16 protein-coding genes and 2 pseudogenes are annotated in these 25,468 nt (G+C 65.9%); 4 read left to right on the top strand and 14 right to left on the bottom strand.

Features of this window, described 5'->3' with window-relative positions; translation table 11 throughout:
- The first annotated feature begins 142 nt into the window (after positions 1–142).
- Entirely contained in the window at positions 143–1,360 is a 1,218-nt protein-coding gene (locus LZC94_22985; protein ID WXB20075.1) for an MFS transporter, read from the top strand.
- A 116-nt stretch (positions 1,361–1,476) separates the two neighbouring features.
- Here the strand turns inward: LZC94_22985 and LZC94_22980 are convergent, their stop codons facing one another.
- Positions 1,477–2,376 carry a hypothetical protein gene (locus tag LZC94_22980; protein ID WXB20074.1) on the bottom strand — a complete coding sequence of 300 codons (900 nt, stop codon included), beginning with the start codon at positions 2,374–2,376 and terminating at the stop codon, positions 1,477–1,479.
- 10 nt (positions 2,377–2,386) lie between these two features.
- Positions 2,387–3,892: a hypothetical protein gene (locus LZC94_22975; protein WXB20073.1), complete on the bottom strand. Its 1,506-nt coding sequence runs from the start codon at positions 3,890–3,892 to the stop codon at positions 2,387–2,389.
- 825 nt (positions 3,893–4,717) lie between these two features.
- Between LZC94_22975 and LZC94_22970 the strand changes: the two genes are divergently transcribed.
- The gene (locus tag LZC94_22970; GenBank protein ID WXB20072.1) at positions 4,718–5,815 is read left to right on the top strand and encodes a beta-eliminating lyase-related protein; all 1,098 of its coding nucleotides are present in this window, start codon (positions 4,718–4,720) and stop codon (positions 5,813–5,815) included.
- Between the two features lie 87 nt (positions 5,816–5,902).
- Here the strand turns inward: LZC94_22970 and LZC94_22965 are convergent.
- The 8 genes and pseudogenes from LZC94_22965 to LZC94_22930 form a co-directional block, all read right to left on the bottom strand.
- Positions 5,903–6,028: pseudogene (locus LZC94_22965) on the bottom strand (IS5/IS1182 family transposase).
- A 520-nt stretch (positions 6,029–6,548) separates the two neighbouring features.
- Positions 6,549–7,616 (bottom strand): annotated as a pseudogene (locus tag LZC94_22960) (recombinase family protein).
- 251 nt (positions 7,617–7,867) lie between these two features.
- Positions 7,868–8,254, bottom strand: coding sequence for a transposase (locus LZC94_22955; protein ID WXB20071.1), 387 nt, complete (start codon positions 8,252–8,254; stop codon positions 7,868–7,870).
- Positions 8,255–8,702: 448 nt separating this feature from the next.
- Entirely contained in the window at positions 8,703–11,159 is a 2,457-nt protein-coding gene (locus tag LZC94_22950; GenBank protein ID WXB20070.1) for a phospholipase D-like domain-containing protein, read from the bottom strand.
- Between the two features lie 291 nt (positions 11,160–11,450).
- The gene (locus LZC94_22945) at positions 11,451–13,334 is read right to left on the bottom strand and encodes a M4 family metallopeptidase (GenBank protein ID WXB20069.1); all 1,884 of its coding nucleotides are present in this window, start codon (positions 13,332–13,334) and stop codon (positions 11,451–11,453) included.
- A gap of 208 nt (positions 13,335–13,542) precedes the next feature.
- Positions 13,543–14,997, bottom strand: coding sequence for an NAD(P)/FAD-dependent oxidoreductase (locus LZC94_22940; protein WXB20068.1), 1,455 nt, complete (start codon positions 14,995–14,997; stop codon positions 13,543–13,545).
- The gene (locus tag LZC94_22935; GenBank protein ID WXB20067.1) at positions 14,994–16,640 is read right to left on the bottom strand and encodes a DUF3556 domain-containing protein; all 1,647 of its coding nucleotides are present in this window, start codon (positions 16,638–16,640) and stop codon (positions 14,994–14,996) included. Before LZC94_22935 ends, LZC94_22940 begins: the two co-directional genes overlap by 4 nt.
- Before the next feature lie 534 nt (positions 16,641–17,174).
- On the bottom strand, positions 17,175–19,367 hold the full coding sequence (locus LZC94_22930) for a VCBS repeat-containing protein (GenBank protein ID WXB20066.1): 2,193 nt from the start codon (positions 19,365–19,367) through the stop codon (positions 17,175–17,177).
- 498 nt (positions 19,368–19,865) lie between these two features.
- Between LZC94_22930 and LZC94_22925 the strand changes: the two genes are divergently transcribed.
- Entirely contained in the window at positions 19,866–21,122 is a 1,257-nt protein-coding gene (locus LZC94_22925) for a hypothetical protein (protein ID WXB20065.1), read from the top strand.
- Between the two features lie 66 nt (positions 21,123–21,188).
- Here LZC94_22925 and LZC94_22920 read toward each other — a convergent pair whose 3' ends face one another.
- From LZC94_22920 to LZC94_22905, 4 genes are all read right to left on the bottom strand, one after another.
- A complete protein-coding gene (locus LZC94_22920; protein WXB20064.1) occupies positions 21,189–22,652 on the bottom strand; it encodes a M4 family metallopeptidase in 1,464 nt (487 codons plus the stop codon).
- 492 nt (positions 22,653–23,144) lie between these two features.
- Positions 23,145–23,282, bottom strand: a complete 138-nt coding sequence (locus LZC94_22915) for a hypothetical protein (protein WXB20063.1) — start codon at positions 23,280–23,282, stop codon at positions 23,145–23,147.
- A 7-nt stretch (positions 23,283–23,289) separates the two neighbouring features.
- A complete protein-coding gene (locus LZC94_22910; GenBank protein WXB20062.1) occupies positions 23,290–23,427 on the bottom strand; it encodes a hypothetical protein in 138 nt (45 codons plus the stop codon).
- Positions 23,428–23,434: 7 nt separating this feature from the next.
- The gene (locus tag LZC94_22905) at positions 23,435–24,403 is read right to left on the bottom strand and encodes an SMP-30/gluconolactonase/LRE family protein (protein WXB20061.1); all 969 of its coding nucleotides are present in this window, start codon (positions 24,401–24,403) and stop codon (positions 23,435–23,437) included.
- A 122-nt stretch (positions 24,404–24,525) separates the two neighbouring features.
- Between LZC94_22905 and LZC94_22900 the strand changes: the two genes are divergently transcribed.
- On the top strand, positions 24,526–25,467 hold the full coding sequence (locus LZC94_22900; GenBank protein ID WXB20060.1) for an AraC family transcriptional regulator: 942 nt from the start codon (positions 24,526–24,528) through the stop codon (positions 25,465–25,467).
- Position 25,468: the final 1 nt, after the last annotated feature.

Below are 25,468 nucleotides of genomic sequence, written 5' to 3'. Positions count from 1 at the left end.
GAAGATGGGATATGCCGATCACGGGTCCCTAGGATGTAACCCGCGTTGCGGTTTTCGCCACGCCGGAATAACGTTCGTTGTCATCTTGACGAGCTCCGATCGCGCACCAACGAAGGGCATACGGGTTGCTGAGCGCAAACGGATGCAAGCTCGTCTCATGCCACTCTGCCTGCGCCTTTTTGCGCAGATGTTACCAGCGACCCTGGTCACTCCAGCGATCCGGCCGCTGTTCGCGATGTACCATGGCGGAAATGAGGGCGCGATGCATGCATTCATGGCCGCCAACATGCTCGGCGGAGCCATTGGCGCCCCATGGCTCGGACGCGCCGACGATGCGCGCGGCCGCGGGCGCGCGCTGCTGGTGCTCATCGTCATCCTCGATGCCATTCTGCTCGCGGCGTTCGCGCTGCGCATCCCGACCTATCCGTTGTTGGTGCTGCGGACCCTCGAAGGCGCCATGCACGTCGGCGCCGCTTCCATGCTGATGGGCGACGCCGTCGCCCGTGCAAATACCGACGGCGGGCGGGTTACGGGGATGGCGGCATTATCGGTCGTCTCCGCAATTGCGTGCGGGAGCTTCTTGGGCGGATTGTTGGTGTCGTTCGACGCACGGTTGCCATTTGCAGCCGCTAGTTTTCTGGCGCTGGCCGTCGCCGCCACCTTGGGCGAGCGCGCCTCGGCTGCGCATGGATCGCGGCCGAGGGCCGCGACGATCCGGCTCATCCTTGCTCGGGAGCCCGATCTCTGGATGGCCCTGGGCGCGGCCTTCGTCGCGCGATTTGCGATCGGCTGCATCGTGGTGACGTTCGCGCTCTTTGCGCATCGCGCGCACGGCTATTCCGATCGCACCATTGGTATTCTCTTTTCGCTGGTCACGATTCCATTTGCGCTCTTCGCATACCCTGCGGGGCGCATGCTCGATCGTGTTCCACGTGCTGCCGTGCTCGCCGGCGGTGCGCTCGCATGCGCGGCGGTGCTGGTCGCGCTCGGATGGGTGCCGCGCAACGGGATCGGCGCCAGCCTGCTGCTCTTCGGGATTGGCTCGTCGATGATATTCGTGCCGGTTCTATCGTACGCGACCACCTTCGGCCTGGCGGAGGAGCGCGCGACGGTCATGGCCTCGATCCACGGCGCCGGTTGCCTTGGCATGTTGTTGGGCCCGACCGCGGCCGGGATCGTCTCGGCGTCCGTTCAACGCGCGACCGATCCCGTGACCGCGTACCGCGCGGTGTTCGTGGTCGGCGGGGCGGCCATCCTCGTATGGCTCTTGGTCAGCGCCGGCGTCTTGATCAAGCGCACGCGCGACGAGGCGGCGGCTCTGCAGCGGCATGTCGCCACCGAGCCGCCGATTCAGGGTTAGAGGAAACCAGTTCGAGCTCGAAGGTGCTCGAAGACGTTACGAGACGTCACAAGACGTCAGAAGGTGTTCGAGGGCGTTAGAAAGCGTTCGAAGACGTCAGAAGACGTCAGAAGGAGTTAGAACGCGTCGGGGAGCGCGCTCTCGGGCGAGGCCCCCAGCGCGGCCAAGGTTGCGTCGCGTTTGGCGATGGCCATGCGCTGCGCGGTGAGGGCGCGTTCGAGCTCCTCCACGAGCGCGTCGCGCTCCTCGAGCTCCACGACGAGGCTGGCGATCCGCTCGTCCGGATCGGGCAGGGCTTCTTCGGCTTCGCGGGCCGCGAGCGCGTCCACGAGCGCCTCTTCGAGCTCCGCGATGCGCGCGTCGCGCGCGGCGAGCAGGCCGGTGAGCTCCGCCTTTTCGCGCGCGGCTTTTGCGGTGAGCTCGTCGCCTTGCCGCTGGGCCTCCGTCTTCTCGCCCAGCGCCCTGGCGCCATTTTTCTTGGCCTCTTCCAGCTCGCGGCTGGTGCGCACGAGCTGCTGCTCCCGCGCCGCGAGCGTCGTGCGGAGCGCGATGGTGGTGGTCGCGTGATCGACGAGCTCCCTCTCGAGGCGCGTGCGCGCCGCCTCGGCGGCCAGCACCTTGTCCTCCAGGCTCTCCTGGCTGGTCATGGCGCTGGCGAGCGCGTGCGCGCGCACGTCGAGCTCCCGCGTCAGGTGATCGATGCGCTCTTGAAGCCGGGATTTATCGCGCAGCATACCCTCGCGCACCTTCGTGAGCTCCGCCGTCCGATCGCGCATTTCGGCTTCGCGCAGGATGAGCTCCTGCTCGAGCCCCGCGACGTGATGGCGCAAGGTGGTGGCCTGCTCCTCGAGATCGGTCACCAGCGCCGCCCGGCGCTCGACGGCGACCAGCCACCCTTGCTTTCGCAGGCTGTCGACCATCATTCGGCTGGCCCAGCCCAGCTCTTTCTCCGGCACCTCGGCGCCCTCGGCCTCGGTCTCGGTTTCCTTCTCGCTCTCTCGCTCCTCCTCCAACATAGTACCCCCTTCACCGACCCAAGGTGGACGTCACGATGACCTTGTCGTGCTGCGATCCTGCGTGCGGCGCGCGAAGCGCCAGCCATCGACCCGCGGCCGAGCCCCTCGCGGAGCCGTCTTCCGCCGCAAACGCTTCGAGCGCGCGGCGCACCGCCTCTTCGAAAGGGCGATCGGCGTTCGCCGCGCTCCAAAAGGCCGCCGCCGTGCGCTCGAAGTCGACGGCGCCCGAGGCCGCGCGGCGCGAGCTCTCCAACATGGACGCGAGGGTTGCCTTCAAGGGCTCACCATCGAGCGTGATCTCCCCGAAATACGCGAAGCCCTCCGCGGTCTTCGCCAGCCACGCCGGATCGGCGATCAGCGCGACGGACCTCGTGTAGGCGGCTCGAAGCGAGACGGCGAACGCGCGGCCGAGCAGCTCGGCGCGCTCCGCGGATCCCGCGACGTCCTCCATCTCGGGCAGGGCCGGCGCGATCGTCCAGACCCAGAACCGACCCTCGGCATCGGCGGTGATCGCCAGCGCCGTATCCTTCGCGCACAAGTCGCCCAATCGAACCTTCTTTCGCGCGAGCGCCGACATGGCCTCCCGAGCGCTCGCGCCATCTTCGTACGCGCTCACGGAGGGCTCGAGCATCAGCTCACCCACGCGATAAACGGTCCGCCGATGGCGGCCCTCGCGTCGATGGATACGTGCCTCGGAATAAGCCGACTCGAGCGTCTCCACGATGGCCCGGCCGCGCGCCGCCGGCCAGATGTAGCCCTCGGGGAGGTTCGCGTGGGGGAGCGGCAAGGTGGCTCCGCTCACGGTGAGCCCTCGGGGGGAGCGCGCGCCGCGCCGGGGCTTCGCGCGCCGCGCCGCGCGGAGTCGTTTCATATCGGCGAGCAGCGCGTCCGCGCCTTCGTCGGGCGGCTCCAGCGCCTCGATCCCCTTGGTGAGCACCAGCTGCTGCACGATATCGGCCGCCGCGCGAATGGCGACGACGGCGGTTTCACGAACTCCAATGCCCGCGACGGCTCGGGCGCCGACCACGGGAATATCGGGGCCGAGATCGAGCGCGAGCGCCACCTCTTCGGGGGCCAAGGCGTCCGCCGCATCTTGTTTGTTCGCTTGGATGACGAGGGCTGGGCCATGCCCGACGTCGCAATAGCGCGCTCGGAGCAACTCCAACGAGCAGCGCGCCTCGCGCAGGCCCTCGGGGGTGCTGTCGCAGACGAAGACGAGCACGTCGGCCGTGCCCACCAGATGCCAGCGCCGGTGCGCCAGCATCGACTGACCGGGGCCCGTCACCAGCTGGCATCGCAGACCGTGGCCCGCGATGATGCCGCCGTCGAGGTGCAGCCAATCGAAGAAGAGGGTGCGCCCGTCGTCGCGCTCCTCGGGCGCGATGAGCGCGCCTCGCCGCAGTGGGGTAAAGGCCGCGGCGAGCTGGCTCACATTCGTGCTTTTGCCCGCATGTGCCGGGCCATCGTACACGACGCGAACGATGACCTTTTGCAGCTTCGGATCGTACCAGACCATGTGTGCGACTGCACGGGTGCAACCCGCGTTCCCACGCTGTTCCTCTCGTTTCGAGCGGCCCGCCCAGGCGTAAGCCGGCGAGCCGTCGAAGATGGACGCTCACCTGGCGAATTCCGTCAGCCGCCACCTCGCCATGTACGAAATTGCGAGCGCGGGTCGCATCCTCGTCCCATCGCACCTGGCGAAAACATGGGATCCGGTGTCGAACAGGCTGGGCCCGGGCGATGCGCGCCATCGCGCGCGCTCGACCATGACGTGAATCCTCGCCGACCACCGTGCGCCGAGGACACCCGTCGTGAGCGCCCGATCGTCTTCGTTGCGCGCGACCGCCACGTGATCGGCATGAACGGGCCACCCATGGATGCCTCGCCGATTGGCATGTGCGCAAACTCCACGCTGCGTCGACGAGCCGCTCGGGCGGAAACCGAAAATTTTAATTCTATATTGAGCCCGGAGAGGTCATTGGTATTCATCCTTTATTTGGATTCCTACGTCGACTTGGGTGCCATTTGGAGCGCGCGTGCGCCCGGTCGCGTAGGACCAGGCCGAGAGCTCCGATCCGTTTCGACGTTGCACCGATGACGTCGTCTTTCGGTCATCGCGCTTCGCCGCTGCCCGCGGGACGGCCGTAGATGTTGATCGGACGCCCGCAATCGTCGCTTCGATGCAGGGGAGGGCACTTGTGCTTGCGGCGCAGTGGGCATACCCATGGGGGTGATGCTCTCTCGACGCGACTGGGTGCTCTCGATGGCTGCCGGAATCGGTGGTGCACTCTCGTCGGGGGCCGCATGTGCGGCTCCTGCTGTCGTTCCCGCGACTCCACCGGTGAAGGCACCCGTTGCCGGCAGCGAGCGGGATCGCTTGTTGCGGAGCTGCCGCGGCGGGCTGGTGATTCGCGCGAATGTCACCGATGGCGCGGAGCTCGTGCGCATTGGGCAATGGTGCCAGCGCGAAGGTGTGACGGCGGACCGTTATGGGGAAGGGGAGCTCGTTCAGGCATTGGAGAAGAAGGTCGCGGCGCTGCTCGGGTTCGAGGCGGCGTGCTTCATGCCAACGGGCACGATGGGGCAGCTCGTTCTTTTGCGGTTGCACGCCGAGCGCGGCGCCAGTCGGGCCGTGGGCTTGCATCCCTCGTCGCATCATTTGCTCGACGAGGACGCGGCGTTCGAGGTGCTCGGTGGGCTCCACGGCGTGCTGCTCGCGCCGTGGGAGCGCGGGATCCTCGCCGAGGACGTGAAGCGCGCGCACGCGAGCGAGCCGCTCGCGGTGATCTCCGTCGAATTGCCCTTGCGATGGACGGGGTACCTTCCAACGTGGGCCGAGCTCGAGGACGTAAAGGCCGCGTGCCGCGAGCGAGGCATCCCGCTGCACCTCGACGGAGCCCGGCTCTGGGAGTGCGCGCCCGGCTATGGGCGCTCCCTGGCCGAGATTTGCGCGGGTTGCTCCTCGGTCTATGTCTCGTTGTACAAAACCATCGGCGCGCTGGGGGGAGCCATCGTGGCGGGGCCGGCGGAGCTGATGGCCCACGCGCGCGTGTGGCGGCACCGCCACGGTGGCAACCTGTTCGGATTCTTTCCGTACGCGGCATCGGCGGCCATGCGCATCGACGATACGCTCGCCCGCCTCCCGACGTGGGTGGCCCGCGCGCGGAGGCTGAGCGAGCGACTGTCGAAGGATCCGCGCCTGATCGTTTCACCGGTGCCGACCCCCACGAACCTCTTTCACATTTATGTGCGCGGCGAGCGAAAGGAGCTCAATGAAAAGCGCGATCGAATCGCCCGCGAGCGCCGGATCTGGGTGACCCACGGTTTCCGGCCTGCCCGCGTGCCGGGATATTGCGATGCCGAGCTGCACCTCAGCGCATCGAGCGATGGGCTCGAGGACGATGAAATGGCTGCGGCCGTGTTGGCGCTGGTTTCGTAGCTCCGTTGCGCGCGCCCCTGCTCGCGCTCGCGCCCGTGCTCGCGTTCGCGTTCATGCCCGTGCTCGCGTGACGCCTAGGGGGTGTCCCTAGTTCTCCAGCCAGAGCCGGGCACAGGCAAGTTGCACGAGGGCGAGATAGTTGCGGGCGCTCTTGTCGTACCTGGTCGCGATGGCGCGGAAGCGTTTGAGGCTGTGGAAGAAGATTTCGATCACCTTGACGCAAACCACCAAATCGTCCTGACAGAGGGATAGCGTGCTCGATCGTGAGCTTGTCGCCGGTAACGACGACGCGCTCAAGAAGAAGACGGACGATCCTTTGGCGCTCGGTGAAGTCGAGCTTGTCGAATCCCTTGCGGAGTGTCGAGGCGAAGGCCGCGAGGTCATCGGCGATGCGTGTAACGCGGGTGGAGTCCATCTGCTGACCAATCAAGTCCTCGCCTCGGAGGCTGACGGAGTCCATGGCACTGTCGAGTCTCTCGCGTCGGGACTTCAGTTGCTCGACGCTGATCGCTCCTCGTTGGTATGCGTCGATCAATCGCTCGACTTGGAGTTCGAGTTGTCGTCTCGCTCCTTCCAGGCGCGCGAGCTCCTTGGCAACGCTCGACGCGGCTTGACGACTTGTTCGCCATAGTTCGAGTTCGCGTTGGAGCATTGCGGGGCTCTGCACCCAAGATCGAATCGCGTCCCACACAACACCGTCGAGTTCCTCTGCGCGCACGCGCTTGGCGGTGCACTTGCTCATTCGCCCGGTGTCGACAGGATCGCGGCGAGCACATTCATAGTAAAAATACTCGTAGCGCTTGCACACGCTCGACTGGTGCCCACACGCCATCTTCCAACCGCACTCACCGCACGTGACGAGAGCCCGCAGCAAGTAGTCATGCTGCACGTTGCGTGGCGCCCAGATTTTGTTCTTCGCCAGCCGTGTCCGCACGCACTCTTGATCCTTTTCGGTAACGAGCGAAGGAATCGAAACGTGTAGCCATTGCGCCCGCGGGCGGATGACGTGCGAGCTCTTCGCGTTCTTACGATATCCACCAGGACGACGCGGACGCTTTGGCTCTGCGGGTTCGCGTTTGCCGTACGTCGCCATGCCCGTGTACGCAGCGTTGGTCAGGATGACGTGCACGCTGCCTGCGACCCAGATCTTGGCGCGGCGCGGCTTGATGCCGAGCGCGTTCAATCGTTTGGCGACTTGCCGTGCACTCAGCCCTTCGTCGAGCACCCATCGATACATCGCACGGACATTCTGCGCCTCGACCTCGTCGATCACAATGCTTCCACCGGGCACGGCCTTCGTCCTGACGATCGCGTATCCGTACGGCGGTATTCCAAAAGGAAGCATTCGACCTTCGCGCACTTTGTGCATTCGTCCTCGCCGCGTACGTTCCAGGATCTTGGCACGCTCGTACTCGGCGATCACGCCTTGCATCTGGACAAGCAGTCGATCCTCCGCACGCTCGCCGACAGGATGTTCAACGAAGTGTACGCGCACCCCACGCTTGGTGAGCTCTTCGAGGATGACCTGCTGATGGACGTAACTTCGCGCGAGCCGATCAGGACAATATATGTAAATTACATCTATCAATCCATCTGCCGCGGCGTCGCGAAGTGCATCGAACGCGGGGCGGTCCAAACGCGACCCGCTGAATCCTTCATCGACATAGCGCCGATCCGGCGCGATGCTCACGCCACCAGCGGCGCACGCGCGTTCGATCGCTTCGACTTGCGAGCCGATCGTTTTCTCTTGCTCCTGGCGCGCCGTTGAAACGCGCGCGTACAGCGCCGCTCGGTTCTTCATGCATCACGCTCCTCGAGAACGCCGACGCTCGTGGGGATGAGGAGCCTCGACCTCTCGTTGTTGTCCGTTTGCATTGCGCGGGCGGCGGCCTCTCGGACGATCACGAGCTTCACCACCTGCCCGAGTCGTTCCAAACCGTCGGATTGCGGTCTCGCGCGTAACTCGACCTTCCATTTTCGCTTCGCCATCGCCGATGGCCTCCCCGCGCGAGGGAGCCCCATCACGACTCGCGCCGCAGGGCAAGTTTTCGGCTACGCCGCGATGTCGCGATCGACGAACCAGCTTGAAAACTCGTCGCTCCAGCGCGAAGCGGACCAAGATTTTACGGTTTGCGTCTGGGCTTCCTCGACGAGGTAGCGTCGCCGATAAAGCTTTCGTGCGAGGCGTGGCTTCACAAGGCGCTCAGGCTTCGGGTGAATGACGGGCTTCATGCCCTTGTCGTGTACGGCTTGAAGGAAGCGATTCGAGTCATATCCCGTATCGCCGATGAGCGCCTTGCCTCTGGCGTGCTGCAGCAACTCGTCCGCAGCCATCATTTCGTGCCGCTGCCCCGGCGTGAGCGCGATGTGGATGGGCCGCCCTTTCGTGTCGACGACGGCGTGAAGCTTGGTCGAAAAACCTCCTCGAGAGCGGCCCAAAGCATTTCGTTTGATCCCCCTTTTCCGCCCGACGCATCTTGGTGAGCGCGGACGACCGATCCATCGACGATGGAGCCGACGTCGTCAAACTCGAGCTGCAATTCGCGGAAGATCGCTGCCCAGTGTCCTTTCCGTGCCCAGTTCGAGAAGCGGTTGTAGACCGATTTCCAAGGACCGAATCGCTCCGGGAGATCACGCCACGGTAGGCCCGTTTTTGCGCGATAGAGCACCGCCTCGATGAAGAGCCGGTCACCCAACTCCGAGGCGGGCCCCGTCTTCTGTTTCGGTAGGACTCGTTGCAGCCGACGCCACTGGGCATCGGTGAGCGCGTGTCGGTGCATCCGGATTTTTGATCATGCTTGCCGCGGTGAGACAACAGTTTCCTGCATCCGCCTCGCTAAGTGATCGAGATGATCCAGCTTTTTTCTCGCTGAACTAGGGACACCCCCTAGAGCGGCGTGCCGGCGTTGTAGGCGTCGTTGAAGTGCGTGTAGAATGCATCATAAAGATCTTTGCTCTCCAGGCGAACGAAGATTTCGTCGTTGCGGTAATTGGCCGAGTACGTCCAATTGTGCGATCCGGTGAAGATCAGGAATCGGTTGGCCGTGGAGTCGCCGAATTTGGAGTTGACCAGGACCATTTTGTCGTGGACGACGTGCCGGCGCACGGGGATGTTCGCGCCCTTCAACTTGGCGAGGGCGTCCTTCTCGATGCCATCGACCACGACCCAAACGAGGCAGCCGGCGCGTTTACGGGCGACGAGCAGATCGACGAGCTTCATGCGCGAATCGTTGATGGCGGCTTGCGCGACGCGAATGCGGCAGCTCGAGTCGGCGACGATATCGTTCAGTCGATTGTAGACCAGATCGCCGTCTTGCTCGGGGGACGTGTAGACGCGCGCCGTGGTCCCCTCGAAGTAGCCTCGATGCGAAGCGGCATCGTAATAGTCGTTTTGGCTATAGTGCCTCTGCGCAAAGAGGTGCCCGAAGTAGCCGCCGAAGTGATCGTAGAGCGCCTTGTCGCCGTAGACGGTGATGGCGTTGTTGAACATCTTCGAGCCGGACGCATACGTCATGTTGGCCGAAGCGAACCAGCTCACATTGGTGCGGAGCTCGCCCGATGGATCTTTCGTTTTGCTGAAGGTGATGAGCTTCGTGTGCATGATGCCGCTCGAATCGGTGGTGATGCACCCGAAGTTGCCGTCTTTGACCCGTTTGCCGCAAAAGACATGGTTGGCGCCGAGCGCCGCGTGCAGCTCGCGCGGGGAGGTGTCCGGGTCGAACTCGTCGGAGCCATCTTCGACGATCTTCAGGTTCACCCCGCGGTTTTTCGCCGCCACGAGGGCATTGGCGACGGCGTTTGCCGTGAGGCTATGAATGGCCGCGCGGACCGTCTCGCCGGCCGGGGTTGCATCGAGGAGGCGGACGACCTCGTCGAGGATCGTTGGATCGTCGCCGCCAAAGGCGGGCGGGTTGCTGAAATGAACGTGCACCGGATAGCCGCCCACGGTGGTCGATGCGGTGTGGATCGCTCGTTGCGAGGTGGCGTGGGGATCGGCCTCCACGGGGCCGTCCGCACCGAGGACGCCGTCCGCGACGCCGAGCGGCCTGCTCGAGATGCGAAGGATGAGGGGGGCGCTCGGGCGCGGGGCGCCTTCATTGGCCGTTTGCCGGCCCACGCCCATGGCGACGTCGCCATCCGATGCCGCGGCCACGGCGTGGATGGCGCTCCCGTCGCCATAGGCCGGCATGGTCAGGACCTTGGTGCCCAAGGCGGCATAGGGAACATACCCCGGGGATAAATCGCGCTGGCCCACCACCAGCGTTTTGCTGCCTAGCTGGGTAAAATCGAAGAGGCGCGCATCGAAGCGCGCGACGTCGGTGAAGCGGCCGTCGGTGCCCACGCGCTCGAGCCGCGTCGAGCCATCGGTGCCGACGGCCAAGGCGTGAATGCGGTTTTGGACGGGGTGCGCACGAAGGAGCAACGGCAGGTGCGAGGCGTCGGGGCTCGACCATGTCCCGGCGGTGCGAAGCCGCGAAAGGCCGTGCGCTCCGTCGTTGCGGAGCTCTTCGCCTCCGATGAACCAGGTGTCGCCCCGGGTGGCGATGGTTCGCGGCCAATAGAGGGTGTCGGGGCTGGTCTCCCACTCATCGAGCTCGGTGGTGAAGACCCCGTGCTTCCATGAATAAACGGATATCGCCGAATCGGCGGTGGGGTCGAGGATGACGCCGCCGCGGAATTGGTGACCGAGCACGAGGCACCCGCGATGCTCGTCGCAGGTGACACCCGCCGGGCGGAAGGCGCCGTCGACGGGCAACGACGTCAGGGGTGTCCATGTGCCCTTGTCGTAGGCGAGGACCAGCGCGCGCTTCGTCCACGACTCGGGGGTTTCGCAAATCATCGTCCCGGTGGCGAGGCCCTGGCGCTCACGGGTCACGCTGAGGCCCGTGATTTCGAGGATGCTCACCTTCGTGCAGCCGAAAATGGCCGCGAGATCGGGGCCCGCCTCCTCCGTGACCTTGGCGCCCCGGATCCGTGCGATCAGCAATCCATCGGGCCCGGAGCCGATCGCCACGAACCCATGGCCGCGATCGGAGGCCACCGCATCGAGGCTCGCGCCCATGACGAAGAGCTTGAGCGGCTCCGCCACGACACCCCCGGCGGCGCGATTCGCAACGACATCCCCGGCGGTATCGCGATCCGCAGCCCCATCACCGTCGACGCCGCGGTCCGCAGCACCATCACCGTCGACGCCCAGCGCCGCGCGAGCGCCGCCGATGCCCTCGGGGCTCCCGTCGTCCGCGTCCCCAGCGCCGGAGCAGCCCGCACCGCCCGCCAACAACGCAAATGTGACCACACCACCACGAACGACGCGCGCCGCGCATCTCCATCGATCTTTCACCATCGCAAACCTCCCCCGACGCATCGCGCGCCGGCTCGGGCGCCTTTCGCATGCGATGTGCCGTTCGTCGTGGGCGCGATGGCGCGCGTGCTTGCGCGGATTCCGCCGCGCAAATCATCGAGCGCACATGAAAATACGACCGTGTCGCCGTGTGCCATGCCGATCCGCGCGCCCTTGGGATCGCGCGGTTCCTGGGACGGTGCGGATCCTGGGATGGTGCGGACCCTGGGATCGCGCGGATCCTGGGATCGCGCGCTTCGGAGCTCTGCGCGATCCCAAGGGTCGATTCGTACCTCAGTTCAAATGGCTCGATCCGGGGCACACGAGGGAAGTCCCCGGCTTGACCAGCACGCCGCCATCGCCGAAGGTCCCCGCGTCGGAGGCGCCCGCGTCGTCGGCGCCCGCGCAGGTCACGTTCCAGTCTTTCTTCGCGTCGTCGGCGGTGATCACTTTTACGGCGACCCACGCGCACGCGATGGCGTCGAGCGGGAGCTTCTGCCGCTTGCCCGCGGCCAAGGTGGCATTGGCGACCGCTTTGAAATCGGGGCTCTTGGAGAGATCCTTGGTCTCCACGTCGTACCAAAGCTTGCCGGAGGCTTCCCATCCAATGGGGCACGCCACCGTTTGTTGCGTGGTCTTGTGCGCGCCGCCAAAGGTCATCAAGTACCACGCATAGGAGACGATGGTGCTCGCGTAGTGCTCCTCGTGCTCGTAGCGACGGCTGCGGGGCGCGCAGGTGTCGAGATCGTCGACGGTCGGGCACTTTGGATTGTCCAGTTGGCGGATGATGCGCGAGTCGCCCTTGCTGATGTTGCGGCCGACCGACGTGGGCTTGCCACCCTCGATGCGGCCGCTGATGAACACGGCCAAGATATCGCTCATCGCCTCGTTGGTCGCGGCCGCCGTGTAGCTGCCCGCGCTGCCGCCCCAGGTGCATTGGCTCACCCCGTGGGTGAACTCGTGGGCCAGCACGTCGACGGAGGCGCCCAGCGGATAATAATCTTTGTCGCCATCGCCGATGCCGAAGCGCCCGGTGCACCCTCCGGACGTGCTCCCCGGAAGAAAGAACGCGTTCACGGAGCCGGCGACGTTGTCGTTGATGGATGCGCGGATCTCGGCGCCTTTGTCATCGTACGAGTTGCGGCCATAGAGGTCTTTGTAGGCGTCCACCACGGCCGCGAAGTGCGCTTGCGAGTCGACGGCGGCGCCTTTGGGGGTGGTGTCGTCGACCCAATCGACGGGCACCTTCGAGGCCTCCAAGGTCGCATCTTTTCCGGAGACGATGTCCTTGTCTTTGACGTCGGTCACGATGCGGACATTGGCGCTCTTGGTGGTCGCGTCGAGCTTCCACGCGCCGTTGCCCTTGCTGACCGGAAAGCTCACCTTGCTGCTCGAGGCATTGTAAGGCGGATAATGGCTCGCCCCGTACCCTTGCGCGTACTCGCTCATCAGGGCGGGCGCGCGCAGGAGGATGGCGGCGGTGCGCGCGTCGACCAAGTAATGGTCGATATCGACTTCGGCGCCGTTCCTGGCGGTGCTGGCGACCTCCATGGCCAAGGCCGGCGCGATGCCCTCGGCGGCATAGATGAGCAGCTGCGCGTTTACCTTGGTGTCGATATCGGCGGCGCCCAGCCCCGGGATGCGCTTTTGCACGTCGGCTCGAACGGCGGCGGCCAGCGCGTCGGCGCTCTTGGTGGGCTGAATGTCGGCGGCGTCCGTGCCGGGGACGTACACACCGCTCATCGACGTGAGCTTTCCCGAAGGATCGATGGCGGCCGTCCAATCGCTCCCGAAGACCGGCACCCCGCGGCTCGTCTGTTGAAAGCGCAAATGCGTGAACCCGCGGTCGCCCGGCTTGGTGGAGGTGAGCCTCCACTCCGATTTGGGGTCCTTCATGCCGAATACGTCTTTGTACTGATCGAGCAAGGCCAATACGGCGTCGGCCGGCGTGCGCTCGCTGGGGAGGGTGACGCCTTCGCTCTTGGGCACCGCAAAGCGTACGGTTTGGAAGACGGGGTGGACGTCGAGGATCCAATCGGTCCCGGTGCCCGCCCGGAGCGCCGAGCCCTGCTCCTCGCTCGACCCCTTGGTGCCGCATCCCGCGATGCCGATGCACGCGGTCAGCACCGAGCCGGCAAATGCCGTCACCATCCAAATCCGTAGTGTGCGAACGCTCATGAGCGGCTCCGCTCAGCAATCGCAATGCCATGAGACTGCCATGTTCCGCACATCGGATAATTTTCGCGCGATGCAGGCCTCGCCGGATGTCGCCCCACGGACGTTCGGCAATCGGCCGGCATTCCCGAAAACAGGTGCGGAACTCGTACTTCCGCCGATGGAACCGCGGGTGCCGTTCTTCCGCCGTGCACCGAATACGCCGTGCGCGTTAACGGTTGTCTGCGAGCGGGGCCGCGGGCAGGCGTTCGATGCGCGCGAGCGCGGCGCGGGCTGCGTGATAGCCGCACATGCCGTGGACGCCGCCGCCCGGGGGCGTTCCGGCGGAGCAAAGGAAAATGCGCCGGTTTGGCGTGGTGTAAGGGTTCCAGCGCGCCACCGGGCGGGTAAAGAGCTGGCCGAGATCGGCGACGCCGCCGGTGATGGCACCGCCGACGAACGCCGGGTTGTAGCGCTCGAAATCGGGGGCGCGCAGGATGTGCCGGGCGAGGATGCGGTCCCGGAAATGCGGGGCGAAGCGTTCGACTTGGCGTTCGATGGTGTCCGTGAGATCCGCGGTGGAGCCCTCGGGGACATGGCAATACGCATATCCGGTGTGCTTGCCGGGCGGCGCGCGCGTGGGATCGCATTGGCTTTGCTGGCAGAGCAGCACGAAGGGGCGCTCGGGGTGCTCCCCGCGCCAGATGGCGCTCTCCGAGGCTGCGATTTCGGCGAGGGTGCCGCCGAGGTGCACGGTCGAAGCGTCGAGGACGGCCGGATCGCTCCAGGGAATGGGGCCGTCGAGGGCCCAATCGATCTTGAACACCGCGGGCCCATAGCGGAAGCGGCGCAGGCGGCGGACATAGCCCGCGGGCAGCACGGGCCCGGCGATCTCGGCGAGCTGCGCGGGGCTCGTGTCGAACAGGTAGACGCGCGCGGGCGGCAGATCGTCGAGCGAGCGGACCATGCGGCCCGTCTCGATGCGGCCTCCGTGGGACGCGAGCAGGCTCGCCAGCGCGCGGGCGATGGCAAAGGAGCCGCCCTCCGCGACGGGCCATTCGTCGACGTGGCCGGTGATGCAAAAGACGAGACCGAGCGCCGCGGTGGTGGCGCGCTCGAGCGGCAAGACCGAGTGCGCCGCGCAACCTGCAAACAAGGCGCGCGCCCGCGCTCCGCGAAACCGCCCGCGCGCAAACGCCGTGGCCGAGCGCAGGGCGTGCAGGGCGAAGCGGAGCATCCGAAAGGGGTGCCGCGGAACGCGCAGCGGCCCGAGGATGTCGGCGAGCAGGCCGTGCGGATCGCCCAGAAACGGCGCGAGGAGCGCCTCGTAGGCGCGCGCGTCCACCCCGAGCGCGCGCGACGTATCGGCCAGCGAACGCCGGAGGATCACGGCCGGTTCGCCGTCGAGCGGGTGCGCGATGGAAGCGCGCGGCCGCACCCAGCGGAGGCCGTGCTCGTCGAGCGGCAACGTTCGAAAGAACGGCGACAAGACGCCCATCGGATGGCACGCGGAGCATACGTCGTGGTGGAAGCCCGGCAAGGTGAGCTCGCGCGTGCGCATGCCGCCGCCGATGGCATCGGTCCCCTCGAGCACGCGGACCGACGCGCCCGCGCGCGCGAGGACGATGGCCGCCGCGAGCCCGTTGGGGCCCGAGCCGATGACGACGGCGTCGGCCTCGTCGCTCATGCCGGCGGACCCCAGGGCTGCCGCGCGCGAAGCTCCGCGATGGACAGCCGGCCCGCGTCGAGGGCGCCGGTCTTGGCATCGACGATGCGATAGGCGAGGGTCGAGCGAAAGGCCGGCTGCGACTCGACGAAGATGCACCGAAGCTCGCCAGCCTCGAAGCTGCATTGCTCCTGAATCGCGGCGAGGAGCTGCTCGGAGTGGAGGTGCCCATCGCCGAAATTCCAGCCCAGCGCGAGGCCCGCGACGATCTCGCCGTCGCACCACTCGTAGTCTTCGAGCCGATCGACGGCCTTGGGGACCAAGATGGGCAAGGCGCGGCCGTGCAAATGCATCATGCGAAACGCCATGACCTTTCCAAACAGGCCCACCACGGTGGCCGGATCGTAAAAGCGCGCGAGCTGCTCGTACACCCAGCGGCTGCTCCCCACCAGCCGATCGAGCTTCCGATACGCCTCGCCGCGAAAGAGCCAGATCGAATACGCCCAATTGCCCGCGTAATAGCGCATGGCCAAGAGAAACGAGAGGCTCTCGGGCACCAGGTTTCCGGCGAGCGGCAGGGCCACCAGCATCACCAGCAAGAAAATCAGGATGGCCGGCGGCGCCATGGTCATGAGCGACACGTCCGGGTGGGCCCAAAAGAGCGCGAACCCACCGTAGACGACCGCCACGTTCCACTCGATGGGGACGCCCATCGGCACATTGCTGGTGATGAACCCATGGAGAAGGAGCATCAGCACGATGGCCACCAGGGGCGTGGCGCCGAGCGGTGTGAGGAGGAACGCGAGCGGAACGCCGAGCTCCAGGGCGGTGCCGACGTGCGCCATCGCGGTGGCCAGCGCCGACGGCCGCAGATCGTGCGGGTAGCTCCGGTACATGCGGCGGCGCAGCCATGGAAACCGGGTGAAGGGGCCATTGCTGGTCATCACGCAGACCACAGTTGGAAAGTGATGATTGAGCTTCGAGAACCCCGCCCAAAACCACAGCGCGAGCTGCACGGCCTTGGCGCACGCGATCCACGAGGGGGCAAACGCAAAGCAAAGGACGGTCACCCAATAATGCTCGGCGCGCGCCGCCAGGAAGATCGTCTTATCGGCGACGCCGAGCAAGGGCACGAGCGCCGCGATGGGCAGAAAATCGGCGGGGGCCGGCAAGGGGGCGAGCAGCGCGCGGACGCACGCGATCAGCAGCGCCGCATAGAGCAGCACATCGATCGCGCCGCGCGTGCGGCCGCCCAGCAGGGGCAGCTTTGGAACGAGCGGGAGCTTCGTCGTCCCCGGGCGCAGGAAATAAAGAAAGCCGCCCACGGGAGGCGCATAGCGACCCGTGAGCGGCCCGCTGCCGCAGCCCAATCCGAGCACCTCGAAGAGCAGGCTCCAGACGATGGCCTTTTGAAACGCCAGCGGGTGCAGCCACCACGCTGCGATCGCGGAGGGCGGTCCCAGCGCGGGGCTCACGCTGCAGAACGCGATCCAGACGCCAACATAGAGCGCCACCTTGAGCGCATAAAACACGAACACGCCCAGGGGCGTGCCGTATCCCTGGATGCTCCAGGCTTCGCACACCATTCGCGCGCGCTCGGGGAGCGGGAGCTTCGCCCACGCCAGCGGATCGTAGGGTGGGGGTGTGGGAGCCAGGAAGCTCATCGCGGTAGGATAGCACCGGCGGTGTTCGACGACGTCTTCACGCCGGCGCCGGTCGACGAGGGACCGGAGGCGTTTGCGTGAGGGTCTCGTCGGTCGGAGGTGCGTAGGTCACCGGCGGGAATCGACGAGGTCTTCACGGCGGCGCCGGTCGACGAGGGACCGGAGGCGTTTGCGTGAGGTCTCGTCGATTGGAGGTGCGTACGTCACCGGCAGGAATCGACGAGGTCTTCACGGCGCTGCCGGTCGACGAGGGACCGGAGGCGTTCGCGCGAGGTCTCGTCGATTGGAGGTGCGCACGTCACGGGAATCGACGAGGTCTTCACGGCGCTGCCGGTCGACGAGGGAGCGGAGGCGTTTGCGTAAGGGGCTCGTCGGTTGGAGGTGCGCACGTCACCGGCGGGAATCGACGAGGTCTTCACGGCGGCGCCGGTCGACGAGGGACCGGAGGCGTTCGCGCGAGGTCTCGCCAGGTGGAGGTGCGTACGGCACTCCCGGAGGTCGAGCGAGGCCGCGCCGCGGGGAGTGGCGATTTGGTTAGAGGGCGCAGTTGGCGCCGAGGAAGACGTTCACATGGCCGCCGGAGACGATGGCGATATCCGAGCGGTTGTCCCCGTTGAAGCGGCCGACGGCCAGGTTCCACACGATTCGGTCGACCAGGTGATGGATCGGCTGCTGAAAGGAGCCGCTCCCGTCCCCGAGGAGGATGCTCACCTTGTTGTTGCCGATCGCGAGCACGTCCAACTTTCCATCGCCGTCGATATCGCCCGCCCCGATATCTCCCGTGTAGCGCTCGACCGCATATCGCGTGGGCGAGACCGAGAATGTCCCATTTCCGTTGCCCTGCAAGATGGCGACGGCCTCCGATACGGTGACAGCGAGATCGATCTTACCGTCCGCGTCGAAATCGCCTGTTGTCAGCCGGTATGTTTGACCCCCGGTCGGGGTGTGGAGCGGGGGGCCAAAGCGCCCCGCCCCATTGCCCAAGAGGACGCTCACATTCCCCGTCGTCGAGAGCACGAGATCGAGCTTCCCGTCGGAGTCGACGTCGGCGGCGGCGATCGACCCCGGCATGTCCCCGGCCGGGTATGTGGTGATCGGGGAGAATCGGCCCGCCCCGTTCCCCAGCAGAATGCCGACGCTGTCGGTGCTGGCCAGGGTGACGGCCAGGTCCGGTTTGCCGTCCGCGTTGAAGTCGCCGGTTGCGATGGCTCCGGTGCGGGTGAAGGTCGGAAAGTTGGCCGCGGCGCCAAAGGTCCCGTCGCCGTTTCCGAGCAAGACGCTCACGTTTTTGGCGTTGGGATAGGCGAGTACGAGATCGGGCTTACCATCCCCATTGAAATCGGCCGCGCGGACGGCCCCCGGTATGTCCCTGAGCGAATACGCGCGCTGGGTCCCGAACGTCCCATTTCCCTTTCCGGGATAGATCATCAGCTGGTAGGAGCCCGCGACCGCGAGATCGAGGTTCCCGTCCCCGTCGAAGTCGGCCGTCGCGACGTCGTTTGCGTTGGCGGAGAGCGGGTAGCTCGTCTTCTGCGAGAGCGTCCCGAGTCGAGCCCACTGAAAGACGTGGATGGTAGGTCGGGTCGCCGGATCGTTGTTCAAGACCGCAAAGTCGGAGCGGCCGTCCAGGTTGAAATCACCCGCCACGATCGACTCGGACTCGGTGCCGCCCGAGGGATAACTGTTCGGGGACGAAAATGAGCCGTCCCCCCGACCGAACAGGATGCTCGCGTCGCCGCTCTCGTAGCTCGAAACGACCAGATCGGGCTTGTGATCGCCGTTGAAATCCCCCATCGCGATATCCAGCGGGTTGCTCCCCGCCGAGTAGGTGGCTCGTGGGGCAAACGTCCCGTTTCCGAGGCCCAAAAGGACATGGATATTGCTTTTGTCGGCGCCCACCAGGTCGGGATTGCCATCGGCATTGAGGTCACCAATGGCCAGCTCGTAGGCGGTGGCAGGATAGGTGGCGGCGACCGTGAAACTGTCGTCGTTGTTTGCCGTCAGGACGTTCAATTGGCCGTTGCTGACGATGGCGAGATCCGACTTGCCGTCCCGATTGAAGTCGGCCGCGCGGATGCCGTCGGGGTTGGCGAACGGATAGTGCGTGGTGCCATGAAAGGTGCCGTCTCCGCTGCCCGCGAGGATGCCGAAACCTTGGGCCGTCCGGCTCGAGACCGCGAGATCCATCGAGCCGTCGGCGTTGAAGTCGCCCGCCGTGATCGACGTGGGGCTCTCGTTCGTGGCGTACGCGATGGCCGGCGCGAAGCCCCCGCTGCCGGTGCCGAGCAGAATGCTCACGTCCTCGGAGTTCACCGTCGCGAGATCGGGTTTGCCGTCGGCGTTGAAATCGGCCACCGCCGCCTCACGCGGGTAGCGGCCGGTGGGAAAGCTGCGCGGCTCCGCGAACGCACCGCTCCCGTTCCCCAGGTACAGGTTGATCTTGTGATTGTAGTAGTCCGGGACGACGAGATCGAGCCGCCCGTCCGCGTTGAAGTCGCCTTTGGTGATCGCTCCCTTCGCGCTGGCGACGGGGATCGTGATCCCTGGCGCGAACAAAGCATTGTTGCAGAGCGGATCCGCCGGGATCGCGGCGATGGCCTCCGTGCTCGGGCTCGAATCTTGGGTGGTGTCGGCCGCCGAGCACGCGGCGGCCAGAGCGCCGGTGAGAAGGATCGGGCCGAGCGAACGAACGCGCCATCTTCGTTCGAGACGGCAGCAGCCTTTCACGAATGCAACGAGGGAGATTGCAACCCTGCCACCAGGATGAGCGAAACCCTTCGAGGAGCGGTCATTGGACCTTTCCATTTTGCCAAACCTTCCTTTCATCGCTTGGAGCCGCGAAGCCCGACGCTGTCGCACGATTTCGTTCGGCGTCGGTGACACGGCAATCCGCGCCGCGCGCGACGCGGATGAGCCATACGAATCACACCAAATCGGCAAAGCGCGCCGCGCGCACGTCGCACGCGATCGCGACGATCGCATCGGGTGATCGCCCGGATCGCACATCGCCGCATGAAAACGGTGTGTGCCTCACGCGATGGCCGCGTGCGGTCGCGCCCCGCGCAAGGCTCGGCTGGAACGGAATGTGCTCTAACTCCGACCTTTCTTCGGAGGTGCGTTTCCCGTGCATGCTGCCGTGAACCCTATTTCGAGCTCACGATCGGTGGTGGCGATGAGCTCTTCGACCTGGCCGTGATTTTCGTGGATTGGATCGGAATACCCACCGTGATCTTGCTGACGGTGGTCTACCTGTCGTCGCTCCGAAACGAGGTGCGTTTTGCGCCACTCGTGGCGTTGATTCCGTGGGCTCTGTACCCGTTGCTCTCGGCCCGCGCGGTCCTTTCATGGCCGATTCACTGCCCGCTCTGGCCCTGGCGGTTTCAGGGATCCGAGCCGATCGACGCCATCATCTACCCGTTCGGTGCGGGGGCCGCGTATTTGCTCCTCGCGGGCATCATCTATTTGCTCGGGCTGTTCGTGCGCGCGGCGGCGGCGTGGTTTGGGGCGAGCGGGCTCGAGCTGCTCGAGCTGCTGGGTTTGCGCGCGCTGCACATGGTATGGCTGGCGGTCCTCCTTGCTTCATGGGCGCTCTTGATTCGGAGCACGTTCCAGTCGCTGACATTGCCCAGCCCCGATGCGTACCAAGATCGTCTTCTCCTGAACGAGAGCCAAGAACAGAGAGACGACCCGAGAGAACAACCGAGCGAGTGGGGGCGCGACACCCTTGCGATGAAGGCATCCATGGTGGTTCGAGGCCCCATTCCCGATCTCCACGGCGATGTGGGAGAGTCCTCGAACCCGTGCGTTCTCGTCGTCAATTGGGGAAATGTCGAAACGAAGCTGGAGCTCCCCGCATCCCCGCGTTTCATGGAGGGCTCTGGAGGCGCCATCGTTTCCCCCGTGGACAAAGCGAACTGCGAGCCGACCCGCTACTGGGTCGATCGGGAGCATTCGCTCGTGTTTGCGCGGGTGGGCCGCACGCTGATTCGGGATCTCGCCTGGCACGTACCGCGCAACGGCGATGCGTTTCCTTTGCCGAGCACACGAATCGGGGGCTTTACCGCGTACCTTTCTCCGCCGCTCGGCTGGATCGTCGGCGGGTTCGCGGGGCTCGGTGGCGCCTTTGCCTTGCTTGGCGCGGTGCGACGTGCGCGCGTTCTTCGCACGAAGCTCCTGTCGGGCATCGAGGCAACGTACGACGGGGCGGGGATGTTCGTTCTGGCCGGCGCGCGAAGGGTCCGCGCGAGCATCGTGCCGGATATTCCAATCGGAACCCCCTGCACGTTGTGCGATATGCATTCGGATGTGCTCGTGCACGTCTATCGAAGCAGCGCGGTGCCCGTCGTGGCCGTGACGCCCATCGTGGGCTGCCGCAACCATCTTCTGGCGAACACCGAGATGCGCGAGCGCGCGACCATCCTGTTCTCGCTTGCCATCCTGGTGAGCATGAGCGCGCCGCTCGTGGGATGGTGGCTCCCCTGAACGTGCGGCGCGCCGCTCGTCTCCGTTACGAAGAGAAGCAAACGACGCGAAAGACGAGAAAGACGATCAAGGAACGCCGACCGCCGTCCACGCGTCGTTCACGGACGCAATTTCCGCGGGGGTGTAGCCGAGCTCCGCGGCGGCGAATGCAATTGCCTTTTTGGCCTGCGCAAATGTGGTGTTGGACGTAAAGTAAACGTCGTTGGCGCGGTAGAAGACGCGGGCCGCTTTTTCGATGCCGATGCCGGTGACCACGGTGGTCGACTTGCCGCGCGGGTGTTTTCCGCCTTGCGACAACAGGTAGAACGCGAGGTTCGAAATCCCCGAGGCGTAGTGGATGTCGACGCCGTTGTAGTAGTCGGGGTAAAAGTCGAGCGAGTAGTCGTCTTTCTTCGGATCGTTCAAATAGCGAAGGGCGTCGCCGGCGCGGTGCGGCGTGTAGATGTCTTCGGCGAACTGCCAGGTGCCGGCGCTGACCACCTTGCCCTGGCCATACCACTCGATGACCGCGCCAAAGATGTCGCCCAGCGATTCGTTCAAGGCGCCCGGTTGCCCCGAATACGTCAAGTTCGACGTGCGTTCAATCACCCCGTGGGTTATCTCGTGGCCGGTGAGGTCGAGCGAATACGCGGGGTTCGAGAATTGAATCCCGTCGCCATTGCCGTACACGATATGCGTGCTGCCCCAGAATACGAGGAAGTCGCTGCTGCCCGGATAGCGGACGGTGCTGACCAGTTTGGCGCCGGCGCCGTCGAAGGAGTCGCGGCCAAAGAGATTTTTGTAGGCATCGTACACGTGTCCGAGCACATCGTAGTTTGCGTTCACCACGGGGTCGGGCGCGGGCGGTTGGCCCTCGGCGCGGGCGATGGGGCAGGGAGGAACGCGGTTCGCGCAATTGTGCACTTGACGGTATTTGGCCGTCTGAATGCGTGCAATGGTATCGACGATGGTGCCGTCGGCGGCGTTCACGAGCACCGTGTCGCGGATGGGCAACCCATCGTCCGCGGTGCCGGTGACCGTGACTTGGTAGACGAGGGCGAGCGCGTCGCCGCGATCGGAGAGGCGATACGCCAGCGGCGCATCGTGCTCGGCCTCGAGCCCCGGCCTTTCCGCGAGCGCCGAGGCGATGGCTTGGGACGGTGAAAGGGCAGGGGCCGCGGGCGCCTCGAGATCGGCGCGTGCGCTGCCATTGGCCGCATAGATGGAACCGATGCCGGCACCGGCGCGACGGTGCACGATGAGCTCACCGCCCAGCACCTTCAGCCCGTTCTTGAATTGCGCATAGCGTGTGTGAACATCGCCTTGCTCGTCGCGATGCTCGCGCGTGACGGTAAGCTCCGCGGGGTCCGCCCGAAATGCCTGAAAAACCTGCGAAACCTGCAAAGCCCTAGGGCCGGCTGCAGCTCCCGTTGCGCCCTCCACCTCGAGAAAGGTGGGGGGCGAGGTATCGGTCCCGGATGTGCAAGCCAGGAGCGCAATCCCTACGAGCAAAAGCGATGAGCGACGGATGAACGAGGTCTCGAGCATCATGCGAAGTCCTCCCGACGATAGGAGAGATGGGGAAACCTCAGAGCGCGTTCAGTCCGGATGCGCCGAGGCTTTCGGCGAACGAAAAGGAAAAACGAGCAATCCTTCTCGGAGCTGCGGTTCAGTCTCCGATCGATTGCGTGCCGCTCGGGCGCGATGGAATCGCACCGATGGAGATACGCACGTGGGAATGGGTATCACGAGGGTGGATTGTGGCCATCGAAAAATCATCGCATTCGAATTTTCGAATCGTTCAACGGCCCGCAACATCGCTTCATGCCGCTTCGACATCCGCGATTGCAATCCTGGCGTGATAGGCGGTGCGGGGAGCTTCGCGGGACGGTGGTCGTCAATGTGGGAGCGGCGCAAAGAGGACGCGGTGCTCGAGCATGAGCGGAACGACCAGGCGCGCGCGTTTTTTTGTCGTATGCAACGTCGGCGGGTGATTTTGCGGATAGAATGGGCTCTGCGAGGCCGCCTGGGAGAATGCGGTCGTCAATGTGGGGGCGGCGCAAAGAGGACGCGGTGCTCGAGCATGAGCGGAACGAGCAGGCGCGCGCGTTTTTTGTCGTATGCAAAGTCGGCGGGTGATTTTGCGGATAGAATGGGCTCGGCGAGGCCGCCTGGGAGCATGCGGTCGTCAATGTGGGGGCGGCGCAAAGAGGACGCGGTTCTCGAGCATGAGCGGAACGAGCAGGCGCGCGCGCTTTTTGTCGTATGCAAAGTCGGCGGGTGATTTTGCGGATGGAATGGGCTCGGCGAGGCCGCCTGGGAGCATGCGGTCGTCAATGTGGGAGCGGCGCAAAGAGGACGCGGTCCTCGAGCATGAGCGGAACGACCAGGCGCGCGCGTTTTTTGTCGTATGCAAAGTCGGCGGGTGATTTTGCGGATAGAATGGGCTCGGCGAGGCCGCCTGGGAGAATGCGGTAGATGCGCGAACCTCCCCAGCTCGATATGAGAAATGCGCCGCTGTCGAGCTTCGCCAGGCCGTCGAGGATGTCGTGCGGCAAAGGCGTGCGCTGGAGGATTTCGCCCGCGAGGCTTACGGTCAGCCACTCCCCGCTTCCGAGGGTGACCACTTCGAGCTTGCCGTCGTTCCAGATGATGCCATTGGGCCTCCCGAGATCGCCGCGGGCGATTCGGCGCACGGAGCGCCCTTCGGTGATGGCATAAATGGCGTCGGTGCCGGTGGGCGCAAAGCCGGTCCCGTCGCGGCGAATGCCGGTGTCGGTGAAGTAGACGGTGCCATCGGGCGCGGCGTCGAGGTCGTTCAAGCAGGTGGAGCCTGCGATGGGGATGATGCCGCGCGCGGCGCCCGTGTCGGCGTCGTACAGGCGTATGCGATCGATGTCGGTCACGTAGAGGGTGCGGTGAACGAGGGCCATGCCTTTGGGCGCGCTGAGGCCGTCCTGTGTGGCGCGACCGTCGATGAAACGAAGCGCGGTGATGCGTCCATCGGGCGCGAGGCGCGAGATGAAGCCATCGTGATCGGCGGTGAATGCGTCGCCTACGAGGTTGCTGACGAAGTATTGGTCGCGCTCCTTGTCGTAGAGTACGGACTCCGGGGCGGAGAAGCCGCCCACGGAGAGCGAGCCGGCGGTGGTCGCGGCCGTGGCGGTGGTCTCGGCCGTGGCCGTTTTCGTAGGCGATTTCTCGGGCGATGAGGGCGCGCAGGCCGCGGTCGCGCAGATCGCGAAGGCCGCGAGAGCCGTCAGGGCGTAGGGGACGAGGGGCGTCGCAGGAATGCGTTTCATGCGCGAGAAGCTAGGCCCGCGGCCGCGGGGAGCGCCGCTCCGAACGGCGCAATCACGCGCCCGATCCGCTCAGTTTGCCGTGTTGCGCGAGCGGGTCGGCGCCGCTACGTTGATGGGCGCCCATGCCGCCCTCGCACCCCGCGCCCTCGCTCGAACGCGACGATCCGCGCGCCCGGGTGCTCGAGCGGCTGGCCGCGCTCGGCGAGATGGCGACCCTTCGCGGTGCCGCAAGCACGGCCGCCGTCCCCGGGGCGCGCTTGCTGGCGTACGCGTGCGGCGCGCGCGAGCGCATCGATCGGGTCGAGGTTCATTCCTCGTGGCTCATCTTCGTCCTCGAGGGCCATAAGCGCATCGATAGGAAGGCGAGCCACGTCCTGCGCGCCGGCGATGCGTATCTGTTGCCGCAAGGTGTCCCCATGGGGGTGACCAATGTGCCCGATGGTGCCTCGCGCCGCTACCGCTCCCTCGGCGTGGAGATCCCCGGCGACGCGCACGCGCTCGTTCGCAGGCACCACCCGAATCTCGTGCGCGATGCCGGCGCGTGGCTGACGGATGCCCATCGCATGGGGCGCACGCTTCGCGCGAGCCTGGCCGCGTTGCAGGCCCTCGCGCACGTGTGCGAGACGTTCCTCGATCCGGCCGCGCACCCGAGGCTCCTCCACCATCGCATCGAGGGGCTCCTTTTGGCCTTGTTGATGGATGAGGCCACCCCGCGCGCATCGGTGGCCCGCGCACAGGCCGCGACCAACGTGGCGCACGCCGTTCGCAACCTGGTGCGGGGCGCGCCCGACGTCGCGTGGCCTGCCGCGGGCGTGGCGCGCTCCCTCGGGGTCTCCGCCGCGACCTTGCGCCGGCGGCTCGCGGCCGAGGGCACGACCTTGCGTGCCCTCGTGCTCGAGGAGCGGCTGGAGCTCGCGCGCGTGCTCCTCTGCGACGGGCGGCTCGGCGTGACCGAGATCGCGCTTCGCTGCGGCTACACGTCGCCCGGAAAGTTTACGCGCCAGTTCGTCCGCCGCTTTGGCATGTCACCCAGCCGCGCGCGCGGGACGTCCTCGCATCGTTGAG

This window comes from Sorangiineae bacterium MSr11954 (assembly GCA_037157815.1).
In the GTDB taxonomy this organism is placed as follows: domain Bacteria; phylum Myxococcota_A; class Polyangia; order Polyangiales; family Polyangiaceae; genus Pendulispora; species Pendulispora albinea.
Note: the sequence above shows the minus strand (reverse complement) of the source record. Positions and strands in the feature narration are given on the sequence as shown.